A 16,835-nucleotide genomic window follows, 5' to 3' on the forward strand; every position below is an offset into this window, starting at 1 on the left:
GCGTTTGTTTTTAAATGCTGGTTTTATTTAACCAAATATGGTGGAGAAAATTATGGCCAATGTAGTAGTTGTCGGTACACAATGGGGCGATGAAGGCAAAGGTAAAATTGTAGATTGGTTATCTGAGCAGGCAGATATCGTAGTGAGATATCAGGGTGGGCATAATGCAGGCCATACATTAGTTGTTGATGGAATTAGTTATAAATTATCGCTTTTACCATCTGGGGTAGTTCGTGGTAAATTATCAATTATCGGTAATGGTGTTGTCGTAGATCCTCATCATTTTGTTGCAGAATTGAAAAAACTACGTGAGCAGGGTGTGAAGATCACACCAGAAATTTTACGTATTGCTGAAAATGCTCCTTTGATTCTTTCTGTACATCGTGATCTTGATACAACTTGGGAAAATAGTCTTTCAGGTTTAAAAATTGGGACGACAAAGCGTGGAATTGGTCCAGCTTATGAAGATAAGGTGGGGCGTCGTGCCATCAGAGTTATGGATTTAGTGGAAACTGATACACTTATGGCTAAGATTGAACGTCTTTTGGGGTATCATAATGCTTTACGTCGTGGGATAGGTGTTGCAGAGCTTGCTTCTCAAGCACTTTATGATGAATTGATGCAAGTAGCAGATGAAATTTTACCTTTTATGGATTGTACATGGCGTCTTTTAAATGAAAGTTATCGGATGGGGAAGAATATTCTTTTTGAAGGTGCACAAGGTGCATTACTGGATAATGATTTTGGAACTTACCCTTATGTGACATCATCTAGTACAGTTTCTGGTCAAGCTTTCACTGGCTCAGGTATAGGGTCTGGATCAATTCATTATGTTTTGGGCATCGCAAAAGCTTATACAACACGTGTTGGAGAAGGACCGTTCCCAACAGAGCAGATGAACGATATTGGTGAATTTCTTGGGATACGTGGGAATGAGTTTGGTGTTGTAACCGGTCGGAAACGTCGATGTGGTTGGTTTGATGCTGTCTTAGTACGTCAGATGGCAGTAATTTGTGGTGTTCAGGGTATAGCATTGACAAAGCTTGATGTTTTGGATGAGTTAGATGAAATTAAGGTTTGTATTGGCTATGAACTTGATGGTAGAAGAATTGATTATTTACCTTCCTCTATAGGAGCTCAAGCTCGTGTACAGCCAGTTTATGAGACATTGGAAGGTTGGAAAGCGACAACAGCACATACGTCAAGATGGGAAGAGTTACCGCTTCAGGCTGTAAAATATATACGATATATTGAAAAATTAACCAATACACCGGTAGCTTTATTATCCACTAGCCCTGAACGTGACGATACTATTCTCATTACTAATCCCTTTGCAAATTAAGGATCATCTTTAGATTTCCATATTATCTATATATTTTTCATACGAATAGAGTTCGAAAGCTGATGGCTATTAAATACAAAATAATATTGTTTATTTTTTATATTCACTTTAGATTACGATAACAGTTATATCAATATTAAATAATAATCAATTTAGAAGGTTAAAGTGAAGATGTTTTAGTCTTGGAACTGGAGGTTTTCCTTAGTTTCAGAAAGATTATATAAGATATGGTAGATTTCGTTAGAATTTTAAAAAAAGCGATTAATGCGCAAAGTAATATTACACCACAAGTGCGTGAGCGAATTTATAAACGAGCTATCGAAACATTAGAACATCAGTTTATAGCAGCAACAATCCCACAATCAATGGCAAATGAGCAAAGACAGATTTTGCAAACTGCTATTGCAAATGTTGAAACAGAATATCTAGCAGTTGAAAAGAAGCTACTTTCTTCAGCGATTGGCTGGAAGCATATGGATATAGTTGAAAATGGTGAAAATACGCAAAATCCTGTATTACTACAAGATGGTGATATTTCAGTTTTAGCAACAAGAAAAAGACAAGATCTTTCTGTCACAAATTTAAAAGATAGCGAGATATTAGATGAATCTTCTGCATTAGATGTGCCAAATGCGGAGCCCATTAATATTAATCCTCATTTCACTTCTCAGCATGTTGATAAAAGTATATTAAAGGATTCTGCTTTACAATCAGATAATTTTCACATTGTTTCACATATTTTTTCTCAGGCCTTGCGTCGTTCTAATCGGCCATTAATGTATAAGCGTATTGCAATAGGTGTTGCTGCTTTTATCAGTTTTATGGCATTAATTATTGGTATTTATCTTGTTGGTAAACAAGTATTTTTATTAAATAATAATAAATTGCTAGAGAAAAATATTCAAGTTTCTAATGTGTTATCAAAATCACTTTCGGTTAATCGCAAATTAACACAACGCTTATTAGAGGATGGAAGTGAAGTTGATGTCGGTTTAGATCAAATGGTAGACGCTTCAAATGAAGAAGGAACCTCAACTGTTGTTACTACTAATTTGCAGTCAATTGAGCAATTAGGTGAAGCTATTTTTTATCAGACACGTACGAATTATGATGCAGAAAAAGTGGCAATAGGTAGTGTACAGTGGTCGCTTGTAAAAGAGTTTGATGTTAAGGGTGCTCTAGGAGAGTCAGTTATACGAGGTGATATAACAATTCCGGATGAAGGGCTATTACTTCGGCTAATTTTACGCCGTAATACCGATCTATCTTTTCCTGCTGCATATATTATGGATCTTATTTTTATTCTTTCTGATAAATTTTCAGGTCAAGCTATAAGTAATGTTCAGGCATTGACTTTTAAGGCGAGTGAACAATCAATCGGGCAAGCTTTAGCAAGGACTGTTACGGCAAAGATTAACGATAATTTTTTTCTTATTGCATTAAGTGGTAATAATCCATTTCTTGATCAAAATTTACAATTGATGCGAGAATTAGATTGGATACGTTTAGTATTAACCGATAAAAATGGGCGTATAAACGAATTAACCTTTGCAAAAGGATCAACAGGTGAAGCTATTTTTAATGAAGTTATTGGGCAATGGCTGACACACCCAGATAAATTAACAGTTCTTGGTCAAAAATAAAAAATACTGATATAGAGTGAAATAAAAGGCTATAAACAAGGTACCCCCCCCCTGTAAAAAAAACCTCTCAATCCTAGATTAGCAGCATAAAGTTGATGTTTATTAGCTATTTATTAATATCAAGAATGCGCAAATACTGCCTGCTTTTGGGATAAAGCAGAAGCCTTAACGGATTGCTGCACTTTTTCAAATGCACGCATTTCGATTTGTCTTACTCGTTCCCGACTAATGTTAAATTCACTTGAGAGCTCTTCTAGTGTTAGTGGGTCATCGCTTAAACGACGTGCTTCGAATATGCGCTTTTCACGCTCATTCAAATTATTCATAGCACGTGCTAACATGGAACGGCGACTTTCCAATTCATCTTGTTCGATCAAAATTTGTTCTTGGTTGTCAGAGTCATCAATTAACCAATCCTGCCATTCACTGTTTTCACCTTCGACTGTACGTAAAGGTGCATTGAGTGATGTATCACCACCCAGTCGGCGATTCATCGATACAACTTCATTTTCAGTAACATTCAATCGAGTTGCAATTTCTTTAACCTGTTCTGCATTAAGATCACCGCTATCAAGCGCTTGAAGTCTACTTTTTAATTTACGAAGATTAAAAAATAAGCGCTTTTGATTAGCTGTTGTCCCCATTTTTACCAAACTCCAAGAGCGCAATACATATTCTTGGATTGATGCCTTAATCCACCATATTGCATAGGTTGCAAGACGGAATCCTCGCTCTGGTTCGAAACGCTTAACAGCTTGCATAAGTCCGACATTACCTTCTGAAATAACTTCTCCAATAGGTAATCCATAACCTCGATATCCCATTGCAATTTTAGATACGAGGCGCAGATGACTAGTGACTAATCTATGTGCAGCTTTTAGATCGTGATGTTCACGATAACGTTTAGCTAGCATATATTCTTCCTTTGGTTGAAGTATCGGAAAACGATGCACTTCTTCTAAGTAATGATTTAGTCCTCCATCACCGATTGTAACTGATAGTAAATTCATATGGGTCATAAAGCACCCTCCTTTTGCATGAATTCCCTGATAAGGCAAATTCTATTTTAGACATTACATAACTATCTTTTGCATTATTTACATTACCATAGTTTTTAATTTTGTTCAAAAAGAGATATTTTAAAAAGAGATATTTTATGATGAAATCATGAGAAAGCCAAAAGTTTCAATTAATTTTTTTTAAATGATTGATGAGTTCAGCCATATCTTGGGGTAATGGTGAAGAAAAAGACATAATTTTACCTGTAATAGGATGCTCAAAGGTAAGACTGGCGGCATGAAGCGCCTGTCGATTAAATTGATCAATTGCATTCTGAATTATAGGATTGAGTGTATTTGATTTTGTTTTAAAAGCACTTCCATAAACAGCATCTCCTATGAGTGGGTGTCCAATATGAGCCATATGAACACGGATTTGGTGTGTACGACCAGTTTCTAGGCGACATTCCAGAAGGCTAGCACAAGATGTTGTATCTGCACAGATTCCATATTTTTCAAGCAAAGAAAGATGTGTAACAGCGTGGCGGGCGTAAGGATTTTGGTCATGAACAACAGCTTGCTTTGTTCGATTATAGGGAGAGCGACCAAGAGATGCACTGATTGTCAAAATATTACGGCTGGGAGATCCCCAAATCAAGGCGAGATAGCGTCGATCCAATGCACTGGTACGTCCATGATCAGCAAATTGAGCACTAAGGCTTTTATGGGCGGGATCATTTTTGGCAACAATCATGACTCCACTTGTATTTTTATCAAGACGATGAACAATACCAGGACGTTTAACGCCACCGATACCAGATAAACTACCGCTACAGTGATAGATAAGGGCATTGACTAATGTGCCAGACGAATTGCCATTGCCAGGATGAACAACAAGACCAGCTGGTTTATTAATAACAATGACATGATCATCTTCAAATAGAATATCTAATGCAATGGCTTCACCATTAAGTTCTGCATTATTAAGTGCAGGTATTGTCAATTTAATTGTTTGATTGGGTTTTAATTTTGTTTTTGGTTCTTTTATTAATTGATCATCAATTATAAGGTAGCCTTCACGGATGAGGCTTTGCAAACGTGAACGTGACAGCTCATGATTATATTGTCTAGTAAGCCACTGATCTAGTCGTTGCCCAAGAGCATCCTCATCCGTTATCCATTGTATCACTTTACAATTCCTATTAAGTTTTTAATAAGATTTTTTTACCAGTATGAAATTGCTTTAGTATCTAAAAATTCTTTAATACCCCATAGCCCACCTTCGCGAGCACGCCCAGAAAATCTTACTCCTCCAAAGTAACTTCCAGCAGGTAAATGGTGTCCATTAACTTCTACCATACCAGACCGTACTTGTGCAGCAATACGACGACATCTGTTTCGATCTTGCGATTGTATATAATTTGTGAGACCATATTCTGTTTTATTGGCCAAGGCTACAGCTTCATCTTCTGTATTAAAGGGAAGAATCGAGAGGACTGGACCAAATATTTCTTCTTGAAAAATACGCATCTCAGGTTTTACATTTGCAAAGACTGTTGGGCGGACATAATAACCACGCTCTATTCCAATTGGTAAACCCGTCCCACCTGCGACAAGAGTTGCACCTTCATCAATTCCGGATTGGATAAGCATTTGAATTTTATCATATTGTTGTTTTGAGACGACAGGACCAATATGGTTACCTGCTTGATAGCTTGGGCCAACTTTTGTTTTTTCAACAACATCTTTGGCTATTTTTACAGCTTTGTCATAAATAGATTGCTCCACAAGCATGCGCGTTGGGGCATTACAGCTTTGCCCACTATTATAAAAGCAATGCTGCACACCACGTCTAACAGCATCACTATCAGCATCGGCGAATATAATGTTAGCTCCCTTACCTCCAAGTTCTAAACAGACTTTTTTTAACGTGTTACTAGCATTTTTAGAAATATCTTTTCCTGCTCTGGTTGATCCAGTAAAGCTGATCATTTGCAGCTCTGGATGGTTAGATAGGTAAGAACCGACATTAGCACCATCTCCATTGATTAAATTAAAAACACCATCAGGAAGGGCAGCTTCATCTAAAATTTCAGCAAAAAGGATAGCAGAAAGAGGTGCAATTTCAGAGGGTTTTAAGACCATAGTGCAGCCAGCTAATAGAGCAGGGATAACTTTAAGAGTTATCTGATTCATTGGCCAGTTCCATGGAGTAATCAATCCTACAACGCCGATAGGGTCATAGTGAAGGACTGCTTGTTCATTGCCCTCGATCAAAGTGTCTTGGAACAAAAATTCTTTAAAAACTTTAATAAAATTGCGAATGTGATAGCTGCCGGTTGCAGTTTGTGCATTACGTGCCATGTCAATAGGTGCTCCCATTTCCATTGAAATGGTTTTGGCCATATCTTCAGAGCGTTTTTCATAGATCTCTAAAATTTTTTCAACAAAGCTCAAACGTTCACTTGGTAAGGTTTTTTTCCAGCATGGAAAAGCTTTTTTAGCGGCACTAATCGCTTTATCTGCATCTTTTGTGCTACCAAGGCTAATAACGGCACAGGATTCTTCTGTTGATGGATTAATGACATGTAGATCATGGGGAGTACTAGGATTATCCCATAGACCATTGATGTAAAATTTGCGCTTATTAAGCATAGTTCACCTCCCATTTTTTTCTATTAATCTTGTATACCATTTAAGCCTTTAATAACAAGGATAACCTTAAAAAAGTGAGGAAAGTGGATTATTTTGTGGCAATGAATCTATGGGAAGCTGAAATGGAATGCTGAAGAAGTACTATTTGTATAACATACGAAAGAGGGAAATAATTGGTAATGTTTTTGTCATTTTTATGATGAAATACAACTAGATGAGCAATATGAATCTTTTAATTTACATAGCAAGTGTGGAGAGGAAGTATCATTTATAGATATCATTTTTTTGTTAAAAAGTAGCTTACAGCAAAAGGTTATTAACCTTCATACTATAATCTCTATGTATCTTTTTTAAAGAAGAAATTGTTCTCATTACTATAATTTTGTTGGGTATCATGCATAATTCGAAAACAAAATCCGTTTCTACGGCGGCTTTTTCTGATGAAGGTGTGGGAGATGCATCAGGAAAAAATTCGTTTAATAAGATTACTGAGATATTTCCCTATCCGGAAGTATGGAAAAAAGCATTCGCTCTTGGACAAAATGTGCGTTTTACGCGAACACCAGAAGTTGAGATTTTGCGTCGTCGTATAGAAACAGATCCTATTTTTGCGAAACAGTTTAAAATTTTTTCAGATCAAAGTCGGAAAAAGCTTACGGACATTAAGTGCTGTAATAAGAGAACAATAAATTCCCAATCGACTAAAAAAGAAATTCATGATCGATCAGTTGAGAATAAGGAGTCATTTTGTCATTCAACAGTTTTAAGGCAATCATCACAGCAGACTGTTATCACTATGGCTGAGGAAGATACAGAGAAGCATAAATTAAAAGTAAAAAATGCAACACAAAAGATAAAGCCTGCTTTTCACCTTTCTGATGACGCATTTTTTGAATGCGAATCCTTTATATTAGAACAGGCCAATACTAAAATTTCAGAAAAAAATACAACATCTCTTGATTTTGTGAGTGATATGGTTGTACCAGATATTACTTCTGCCTTTGATGAATCAATCGTTGCTCTTTATCGTGTTCTTGAATACCGTTTTCCAAAATTTTATGATTCAATTATATCAGAATCTTCAGCTAATGATATGCGGAGATGCGAACAAATTTCTAATTTAATACACGAAAAGAGTAATATTATTAAAGACGCTCAAATATGTAATTCTGAGCCTATTGCTAAAGACTCTTCTTGTACATTAAGCGATGTAGAAGTTGCTACGGAAACTAATAATTCTGGCAGTGTTGCTGGTTGTGTAACAGGGAGTGTAGCAAAGAGTTCAGTAAATTTTTCAATGATGAAAGAAGAAGGTAAAACATTGCGAGTTACAAGCCCATCGTTAGGCAATTGTAATTCTTCTTTTATGCCTAATTTTCAATTTCTTAATTATGATACTTATGAATTCCCTCCGATTGATTTATTACAGAAACCAGTATTTCATAAGAGTACGATTGTTACGCATGAAATATTGGAACACAGTATTAAACTTTTGGAAAATGTTTTAGCAGATTTTGGTATTAAGGGTGAAATCATTAATGTTCATCCAGGGCCAGTAGTGACAATGTATGAATTTAAACCTGCAGCTGGCGTAAAATCATCACGGGTCATTGGTCTTTCTGATGATATTGCTCGTTCTATGTCTGCTATTTCTACACGTGTTGCAGTAATTCCTGGGCGCAATGTTATTGGGATTGAGTTGCCAAATACAGTCCGTGAAACAGTTTATTTACGTGAATTAATCCAATCAAGCTCTTTTTGTGAAAGCCAATTTAAATTAGCTCTTGCGTTGGGGAAAGAAATTAATGGTCAGCCTGTAATTGTAGAATTAGCTAAAATGCCACATTTACTGGTTGCTGGAACAACAGGATCAGGTAAATCTGTTGCAATTAATACAATGATCTTATCGATTCTTTATCGAATGACACCGAAGCAGTGTCGTTTGATTATGGTTGATCCCAAAATGTTAGAACTTTCTGTTTATGATGGTATCCCGCATCTTTTAACGCCTGTTGTGACAGATCCAAAGAAAGCTGTAACAGCTTTAAAATGGGCAGTTCGTGAAATGGAAGAGCGTTACCGCAAAATGGCTAAATTAGGTGTGCGTAATATTGATGGTTTTAATGCACGAGTTGCACTTGCGGCAGAAAAAGGTGAAACGATTGTGTGTACTGTGCAATCGGGGTTTGATAAAGAAAGTGGAGAAATGCTTTATCATGAAGAAGCAATGGATTTGACACAACTTCCTTATATTGTGGTCATTGTTGATGAAATGGCTGATCTAATGATGGTGGCTGGTAAAGAGATTGAGAATGCTATTCAACGTTTAGCGCAAATGGCGCGTGCTGCAGGTATTCATCTTATTATGGCAACACAGCGTCCTTCTGTTGATGTAATCACAGGTACGATTAAAGCAAATTTTCCTACCCGTATTTCTTTTCAAGTAACATCGAAAATTGACAGTCGTACAATCTTGGGAGAACAGGGTGCTGAAACACTTTTGGGTCAAGGAGATATGCTTCATATGGCTGGTGGTGGGCGTATTGTTCGTGTTCATGGTCCTTTTGTTTCTGATGAAGAGGTTGAATCTGTAGTTGCACATCTAAAAATACAAGGAAAACCTGATTATTTAGCAACAGTAACAGATAGTGGAGACGATAACAAAGATATGGAATCTGTTGATTTAGTTATTGGAAATACTGCGGAAGAAAGTTCTAGCGGGGATAGTGAAGAACTTTATATGCAAGCTGTTAAGATTGTTATGCGTGATAAAAAATGTTCGATATCTTATATCCAGCGACGGCTTTCGATCGGTTACAATAAGGCTGCTTCTCTTGTTGAACGGATGGAAGAACAAGGTATTGTCGGAGCTGCTAATCACGTTGGTAAACGTGAAATTTTGCTCAATGAAGATAACAATAATCAATATAATCTGAAGGATATGTGATAGCAGTTATTTTAGAGGTTAAACTTGTTTTTTTACTGAAAAATATGAAAAGGTTGGATAAAGAGTAATAGAGTAGGTTTTATCGTATTGGGTAATTTGAAACGCTATACTTAATTTTTTATAAATTTTATTAATATTATTGAATAGGTAAGGCTCTTTTTCTTAAAGAGGGTACTTTTTTATCATTGGTTTAGATTATGCAATAATGTTCATTGTAGTATTCGATGAATATGCGCTTGTATTAGAGGCTGCTTTTTTTTTTATTTTTTTATTAAAATAATTAAAATTCTGCTGTTGATGATTGACAATGAGATATTTGTTAAAACTATTTTACTTATAGCAGGTATTAGTCCATAAGTTGGCATCGTTTGTTTGAAAGTAAAATCAGTAAATTTTTGAATTTTATAAACGATGTTAAATGCGGATAAATGCAGAATAGGAAAAACAACTGATTTTATGATGTTTCAATCAAGTTAATGAAGTGTTAAGCTGATATTTTTCTGTATTTTAGGATTTGATTTTCATGAATTTATTAATCAATTTAATAATAAGTGGTATCAGGTACTTAATAGTTGCATTAAAGTAGCTTTACCTTAAAATGAACAGACTGTTGATGGTTGTTTAGAGGAGATTGATATTGAATTTTCTGTTTTGCTAGTTTTTATTGCAAAACAGCAGCTTAGGGGGCGTAGCTTTGGTGTTTTGAAGATGCAAGAGAAAATGCAAGAGGTAAGAGATGAAAACTCAGATACAAAAAAGTTGAGTCTATCAGAGATAGAGCGTTCAGCTTTTCGCGAGATTGCGGAGCGGTTACGTGGTGAGTTGCATTCATCTTCAGGGTATGAGCATTTAGTTGAAAAAACAGCGGTTCAGTTACCGTGTGCACAGACATTACCTATAGACACTATAGAACAAGCCCTTATAAAAGAGCCGACAGCTGTTTTATCATTATTAAATACAACTACGAGCGGTGTTTTGTGGTTGGATGAACAGGGCTTCATTCAATCGGTTAGCAGTGCTGCTTTGGTATTAACTGGTTATGAAATACATGAATTACTGTCTCAGCCATTATCATCGTTATTTACTTCACAAAGCCAATTTTTAGTTGAAAAATATTTTCAACTAATCCGTATAAAGGGTAAAAATCAAATTTTGAATCGTAATGAGGTAGCTGATTTAGTAACAAAAAGTCGTAAGAATATAACAGTTTCTATGACGATTTTACCTTTAGCACAAAAAAATAATTATGCCGTTATGCTGTATGATATGACAGGAGAGGTACCTTTAGATAAAAAAATAAAAGAACATAAAATGGTTAGAGTTGTTCATGAAATGAGGACACCTTTGAATGCTCTCATCGGTTTTGCAGAAATTATGAGGGATGGCCGTTTTGGTTTGATAGAAAATGAGCGTTATCATAGATATTTACATGATATTATCTCATCTGGAAAACATATATTATCGTTGGTTAATCAACTACTAGAGTGTTCAAAAGAAAATTATTCTAATGCAAATACTCAAATACATGCATCCTTTATGGCTGAAGTATTTGATGTAACATCTTGTTTGCGAGCCAGTATGGCTTTTCTTGAAACACAAGCTAATCATAATGGTATTATCATGCGGATTGTTGCACCGGTTCATGTGCCGTTTATTTGTGTATCACAACAGATATTGCGGCAAATTATGTGGAATCTTCTTTCCAATGCCATTCGTTTTACGCCGTCGGGGGGGCAAATTATTGTTCATGTTTCTCATAAAAGAAAAGAGCGAGTGAAGATTTCAGTAAGTGACAATGGTATAGGCATGAGCGATAAAGAGATTACACAAGCTATGCAGCCTTATGGTCAGGTAAAGCGTAAAGATGGTCGATTTGGTGATAGTGCTTTCATAGGAACTGGTTTAGGACTACCGATATGTAAGGCGATGGTAGAAGAGAGTGGTGGCCAATTTTTATTATTTTCAAAACCAAATCATGGAACAACAGTGGAAATGTTCTTTCCTGTATTTCATGAGTAAAGTTAAATATAAATTTATTTTTTCTTGGCTAATAAATCTCTTATTTCTGAGAGTAATTTCTCTTCTAGGGACATTTCTTTTGGGATTTTCTGTTCTTCTTGTTTTCTGCGTATTTTATTTATGCCTTTAACAAATAGGAAAAGAATCCAGGCAATAATAAGAAAATTGATAAGTAAAGTTATAAAATTACCATAACTAATAGTCGCTCCAGCTTCTTTAGCAGCACTCAATGTAGCTTGTTTTTCACCAGCAAGTTGAAAAAACATGTTAGAAAAGTCAATCCCACCTGTGATAAGGCCAATGATTGGCATAAAAATATCATTAACAATTGAATTGACTAAGCTTCCAAAAGCACCGCCTATAATTACACCGATGGCAAGATCAATCATATTACCTTTTAAGGCAAATTCTTTGAATTCTTTAAGCATTACTTTTTCCTGTTTATGTATGCAACATATGGTAGTTCTAAATTATCGCTTTTAATAAAAAAGGAAAGAGCAGTTTTCGGTTTCTTACCTCATTATATTATATATATTAAAATACCCTTCTAAGAATATTATAACATGTTAAAGAGATTAACTATAAATCTTGTCTAGCTTAATTACATGAGTTTCGTATAGCTTTTATAATAATAAAAATTTGTTTGATAAAGAATATTATCTGTTCTTTTTTTAATTAAAAAACAAAAAATGTTCTTGATTTATGAAATATTCTCAAGCTGTTATAATAAAGTTTTGTAAAGAAATATCTATTTGATAGATTACCTGTCTACCTGGTTGGTAGATTGCTTCAATATTTGAATAATTATAAAAAAGTAAAAAAGTTTTTTAAGAGTAGAATTTTTTTTTTGATCAGTGTTAAAAAATACAAATGTGATTAGTGATTATATTATGAATATTTTCATAGTTAGGGTTTGTGTTTTTGTTTGGATAATATGTTATCCTTTGTTTGTGGTTTTTTGTATTAAAAAGCTTTACATAAGATGAAATGGATCGTTTTGATGTTTTGGAGAAAGATTGATGAGTTTCTTTCGTTGTATTGGTCGTTCCGCTTTATTTATGTTAGATCCGGAGCATGCGCACCGTTTAGCGATTATCGGGCTAAGAAGTGGATTGAGCAATTGTGAGAAGGTTGTTGATAGGTGTTTGTATGTGACTGTTGCGGGTCTTAAGTTTGAAAATTTTATCGGTCTTGCTGCAGGTTTTGATAAGAATGCAGAGATTGTTGATGCTGTTTTTCGTTTAGGATTTGGTTTTACTGAAATTGGTACAGTTACACCAGAATTTCAGGTTGGAAATCCTAAACCAAGGCTTTTTCGGTTAAAAGAAGATGAAGCGATTATTAACAGAATGGGCTTCAATAACGATGGACATCAAATTATTTACAGCAGGATTCACGCGTGTAAAAGGCTTGGCATTATAGGGATCAATATCGGCGCTAATAAGGATACTGTCAATAAAATTGACGATTATACTGCTGGTATTGCCTGTTTTTATGATGTTGCTGATTATTTTACAGTTAATATTTCCTCACCCAATACGCCGGGGTTACGCGCTTTACAAGCTCGTGATAGTTTGCATCTTTTGATTAAAACGATTTCACAAGCGCGCAGTGAACAAAAGAAAAAGCATGGATTTTCTATTCCAATTTTTCTGAAAATTGCACCAGATTTATCAGATAAGGAATTGGATGATGTGGCTGAAGAAATAAAAAGTTCTGATTTTGATGGTCTAATCATTTCCAATACCACTCTTTCACGTCAAGGTTTGACAGATAGTGCATGGATTAATGAGGAAGGAGGGCTTTCTGGGTGTCCACTTTTTGAGAGATCTACTATTATGCTTGCAAAAATGCGTCAAAAATTAGGTAAAGAGATTGCAATCATTGGTGTTGGTGGTGTAAAAAATGCACAAACAGCTTTGGAAAAAATTAAAGCTGGTGCAGATTTAGTTCAATTGTATAGTGGTATGGTTTATGAAGGACCGGGCCTTATAGTAACTATTCTGAAAGAAGTTTTGCAGCTTATGCAGCAAGATGGTATTGATAACATACGCGCTTATCGTGATCATCATGTTGAGCATTGGGTAAAACGTTCACTTTCTTTGTGATAAAATGATTTTTTTTGACAAAAAATGCAGGATTTTTTTTAAGGGGCTTGCAAACTTTTCTGATCTTCCTTATGTCACACAAGCAAAGGATTGAATATTTATTAAATAGCGGATAATTATTAGACATCTATTTTACGCGGTTGTAGCTCAGTTGGTTAGAGCGCTGGTTTGTGGCACCAGAGGTCGTAGGTTCAAATCCCACCAACCGTACCAGTTTTCCACTATGTTTGGATGCGACGAGCAGCTTACAATGATTGCAAAGTATAATTTGCCTTAACCAAGAGCTGTGCTATTTTTAAAAACTAAGCTGATAAAATTTTTTTAGCGTTCATACATGGAGTGGTACCATAGGAATGAAGCTTGATTGTTTTTTTGAGTTGGTGTAGCTATGGCTATAAAAAATTATAAACAAATAAAAAGCAAAGGCTCTAAGCCTGTTTCTGATTTTCTTAAAAATTTACGTGGTGTAAATAGTTGGGAGCAAGTTTCGCAGTGGCTTGCTTACCGAAATGTAGAGGATATTGAGTGTATTACACCTGATCAAGCAGGTGTAGCACGTGGGAAGATGATGCTTTCTAAAAAATTTATATCAGAGACATCATTAGCATTACCTTCAGCAGTTTTTATGACAACAATTTCAGGTGATTATCCTGAAGATGGTCGCGGTTTTGAGTATCCAAAAACAGATGGTGATTTACGTCTTGAACCTGATCTTTCAACATTGAGCATTGTTCCATGGGAAGATGCTCCTACTGCACAAGTAATTTGTGATCTTGTGTATCAAAATGGTCAGGTTGTTGATTATACACCACGAAATGTTTTACGAAAAGTGATAGATTGTTATACTCAAATGGGTTTAAAGCCTGTTGTTTCACCAGAAATTGAGTTTTATTTAGTTCAAAAGAATCCTGACCCTGATTATCCTTTAATCCCTCCAGTCGGACGTTCTGGGCGTTCAATTGGTGGTGGACAGGGCTATTCAATTGCTGGTGTGAATGAATTTGATGATTTGATTGATGATATTTATCATTTTTCGGAAGCACAAGGGTTGGAAATTGATACGCTTATTCATGAAGAAGGGGCTGGTCAATTTGAAATCAATCTACGCCACGGCGATCCGATTGAACTGGCTGATCAAGTTTTTATGTTTAAACGAACAATTCGTGAAGCGGCACTTAAGCATAATATGTATGCAACTTTTATGGCAAAACCTATTCAAGGACAGCCTGGTTCTGCTATGCATATTCACCAATCAGTCATTGATGAAAAAACAAATTCTAATATTTTTACGGATAAGGATGGTGAAGAAAGTGTCTATTTTCGTCATTTTATTGGTGGATTACAAAGATATATGGCTGGGGTACTTGTGATGCTTGCTCCTTATGTAAATTCTTATCGACGTCTCATGCCTAATGTTTCAGCACCTGTTAATTTACGATGGGGTTATGATAATCGTACTACAGCTTTTCGTGTGCCACGTTCTGCTCCACAAGGACGGCGTGTTGAGAATAGGCTACCTTCATCAGATGCTAACCCTTATTTAGCAATTGCGGCTTCTTTAGCTTGTGGTCTTATTGGTTTACAGCAAAAACTTGAGCCAGATGAGCCAACAACAAATAATGTGAATGCTGATAACATTGAATTACCGCGTGGGCTTATTGAGGCTGTTAATTTATTTGAACAAGATACAGCAGTGCGTGCTATTTTAGGAGATATGTTTGTAAGTACTTATGCTGCGATCAAACGACAAGAGTTTGAAACTTTTATGGAAGTAATTAGTTCATGGGAACGTGAATATCTCTTACTTAATGTTTAAGCTTTATCACAATGATTGATTATAATCCCATTTCTCCAGGAATTTCTTGGTATGAAGATACTTTAAAAGAGCGGCCTTCTTATCCATTTTTTTGCGAACAGATACAGTGCGATGTGGTTATCGTTGGAGGTGGATTTACAGGGCTTTCGGCTGCTTATCATTTGGCTAAGGCTGGAGTTAGTGTTGTTTTGTTAGAAGCTTCGCGTTTTGGAGATGGTGCTTCAGGGCGAAATGGTGGCCAATTGGGAACAGGTCAGCGACAATGGGTAGAAATGTTAGAGAAAACGTATGGTTTTGAGAGAAGTAAGACGCTGTTTGATTTAGCTGAAGAAGCCAAAGAAGATATCTTATCTTGGTGTGTTATGCCTGATTGTCATATCGACTTTATGGCCGGACAGCTTTCCGTTATTTATAAAAAACGTGAAGTAGTATCTTATCAACGACATGTTGAGATGATGCAGCGTTATGGTTATAATGGTCTCACTTTTATGGATAGAGATGAAGTTGCTAAACGGCTTGGCTCGTCTTTTTATTGTGGCGGTATTTATGATGCGGACACTGGTCATATAAATCCTTTAAAATTAGTTGTTTGGTTAGCGAAAAAAGCAAAAAATGCTGGAGCTAAACTTTATGAAAAAACCCCTGTAACTGCGATAGAATGCAATGGTAGCCACCATTTAGTGATAACAGAACAAGGTAATGTAATCGCTGAGCATATTTTATTGGCGACCAATGCATATAAGCTTGGGCTTCAGCATTTTGTTGAAAAAAAAATTGTTTCTATTCGTTCTTATATTGGGGCAACTGAACCATTATCAAAGAATAATCCGATTCTTTTGGGAAGCGAATCAGTGGATGATTCTCGTTTTATGGTTCGCTATTTTCGTAAAAGTATTGATAATCGGTTATTATTTGGTGGAGTAGAAAGCTACGATAATAAGCACCCTGCAAATTTAGATGAACGTATACGATGGCAGATTGCTGAAATTTATCCTCATTTACAATCTATAAATTTGACTCATTGTTGGGGAGCAACGGTTGCTATAACAGTTGAACGTATGCCCTATGTTCGCCAATTTTCACCGGGTATTACTTATTGTGGTGGTTATTCAGGGCATGGAGTTATGCTTGCTCCTTTTATGGGTAAATTGTACGCTGAATGGCTAACTGGGAAGCGTGAACGTTTTAAGTGTTTTCAAGACTTAAAGATTTCATCTTTTCCAGGGGGAAGAGTTTTACGTTATCCGCTTGTATTTTTAGCAATGCATTGGTTTTCTTTAATGGATCATTTTTAATTAAATTTCTGT

Annotated in this window: 11 protein-coding genes and 1 tRNA gene; 8 read left to right on the top strand and 4 right to left on the bottom strand. The window is 35.8% G+C overall.

What is annotated here, in order from left to right:
* The first annotated feature begins 52 nt into the window (after nt 1–52).
* Nucleotides 53–1,342, top strand: a complete 1,290-nt coding sequence (locus V4P56_RS00525; protein WP_455482158.1) for an adenylosuccinate synthase — start codon at nt 53–55, stop codon at nt 1,340–1,342.
* Nucleotides 1,343–1,569: 227 nt separating this feature from the next.
* Nucleotides 1,570–2,985, top strand: coding sequence for a hypothetical protein (locus V4P56_RS00530; RefSeq protein ID WP_455482159.1), 1,416 nt, complete (start codon nt 1,570–1,572; stop codon nt 2,983–2,985).
* 119 nt (nt 2,986–3,104) lie between these two features.
* Here the strand turns inward: V4P56_RS00530 and rpoH are convergent, their stop codons facing one another.
* The 3 genes from rpoH to V4P56_RS00545 form a co-directional block, all read right to left on the bottom strand.
* Nucleotides 3,105–4,004, bottom strand: coding sequence for an RNA polymerase sigma factor RpoH (rpoH, locus tag V4P56_RS00535; protein WP_455482160.1), 900 nt, complete (start codon nt 4,002–4,004; stop codon nt 3,105–3,107).
* A gap of 166 nt (nt 4,005–4,170) precedes the next feature.
* Complete coding sequence (locus tag V4P56_RS00540; protein WP_455482161.1) at nt 4,171–5,172, bottom strand: RluA family pseudouridine synthase; 1,002 nt, start codon at nt 5,170–5,172, stop codon at nt 4,171–4,173.
* 35 nt (nt 5,173–5,207) lie between these two features.
* A complete protein-coding gene (locus tag V4P56_RS00545; RefSeq protein ID WP_455482162.1) occupies nt 5,208–6,638 on the bottom strand; it encodes an aldehyde dehydrogenase family protein in 1,431 nt (476 codons plus the stop codon).
* 394 nt (nt 6,639–7,032) lie between these two features.
* On the opposite strand from V4P56_RS00545, the gene V4P56_RS00550 reads away from it, so the two are divergent.
* Both V4P56_RS00550 and V4P56_RS00555 read left to right on the top strand, forming a co-directional pair.
* A complete protein-coding gene (locus V4P56_RS00550; RefSeq protein ID WP_455482163.1) occupies nt 7,033–9,585 on the top strand; it encodes a DNA translocase FtsK in 2,553 nt (850 codons plus the stop codon).
* A 651-nt stretch (nt 9,586–10,236) separates the two neighbouring features.
* Entirely contained in the window at nt 10,237–11,604 is a 1,368-nt protein-coding gene (locus tag V4P56_RS00555; RefSeq protein WP_455482164.1) for a PAS domain-containing sensor histidine kinase, read from the top strand.
* A gap of 14 nt (nt 11,605–11,618) precedes the next feature.
* On the opposite strand, the gene mscL is transcribed toward V4P56_RS00555, so the two are convergent.
* Nucleotides 11,619–12,032, bottom strand: coding sequence for a large conductance mechanosensitive channel protein MscL (gene mscL, locus V4P56_RS00560; RefSeq protein WP_455482165.1), 414 nt, complete (start codon nt 12,030–12,032; stop codon nt 11,619–11,621).
* A gap of 591 nt (nt 12,033–12,623) precedes the next feature.
* Between mscL and V4P56_RS00565 the strand changes: the two genes are divergently transcribed.
* The 4 genes from V4P56_RS00565 (at nt 12,624) to V4P56_RS00580 (ending at nt 16,823) form a co-directional block, all read left to right on the top strand.
* Entirely contained in the window at nt 12,624–13,712 is a 1,089-nt protein-coding gene (locus V4P56_RS00565; RefSeq protein ID WP_455482166.1) for a quinone-dependent dihydroorotate dehydrogenase, read from the top strand.
* A 136-nt stretch (nt 13,713–13,848) separates the two neighbouring features.
* A tRNA-His gene (locus V4P56_RS00570) sits at nt 13,849–13,925 on the top strand.
* 175 nt (nt 13,926–14,100) lie between these two features.
* Nucleotides 14,101–15,528 (top strand): glutamine synthetase family protein, encoded by a 1,428-nt coding sequence (locus tag V4P56_RS00575; protein WP_455482167.1) that lies wholly within the window; start codon nt 14,101–14,103, stop codon nt 15,526–15,528.
* An 11-nt stretch (nt 15,529–15,539) separates the two neighbouring features.
* Nucleotides 15,540–16,823 carry an NAD(P)/FAD-dependent oxidoreductase gene (locus V4P56_RS00580; RefSeq protein WP_455482168.1) on the top strand — a complete coding sequence of 428 codons (1,284 nt, stop codon included), beginning with the start codon at nt 15,540–15,542 and terminating at the stop codon, nt 16,821–16,823.
* The last annotated feature ends 12 nt before the right edge of the window (nt 16,824–16,835 follow it).

Source organism: Bartonella sp. B35(2025), assembly GCF_053794465.1.

Coding starts and splice junctions, on each gene's coding strand:
- V4P56_RS00525 (WP_455482158.1), top strand. CDS start 53: ATGGCCAATGTAGTAGTTGTCGGTACACAATGGGGCGATGAAGGCAAA.
- V4P56_RS00530 (WP_455482159.1), top strand. CDS start 1,570: ATGGTAGATTTCGTTAGAATTTTAAAAAAAGCGATTAATGCGCAAAGT.
- rpoH (WP_455482160.1), bottom strand. CDS start 4,004: ATGACCCATATGAATTTACTATCAGTTACAATCGGTGATGGAGGACTA.
- V4P56_RS00545 (WP_455482162.1), bottom strand. CDS start 6,638: ATGCTTAATAAGCGCAAATTTTACATCAATGGTCTATGGGATAATCCT.
- V4P56_RS00550 (WP_455482163.1), top strand. CDS start 7,033: ATGCATAATTCGAAAACAAAATCCGTTTCTACGGCGGCTTTTTCTGAT.
- mscL (WP_455482165.1), bottom strand. CDS start 12,032: ATGCTTAAAGAATTCAAAGAATTTGCCTTAAAAGGTAATATGATTGAT.
- V4P56_RS00565 (WP_455482166.1), top strand. CDS start 12,624: ATGAGTTTCTTTCGTTGTATTGGTCGTTCCGCTTTATTTATGTTAGAT.
- V4P56_RS00575 (WP_455482167.1), top strand. CDS start 14,101: ATGGCTATAAAAAATTATAAACAAATAAAAAGCAAAGGCTCTAAGCCT.
- V4P56_RS00580 (WP_455482168.1), top strand. CDS start 15,540: ATGATTGATTATAATCCCATTTCTCCAGGAATTTCTTGGTATGAAGAT.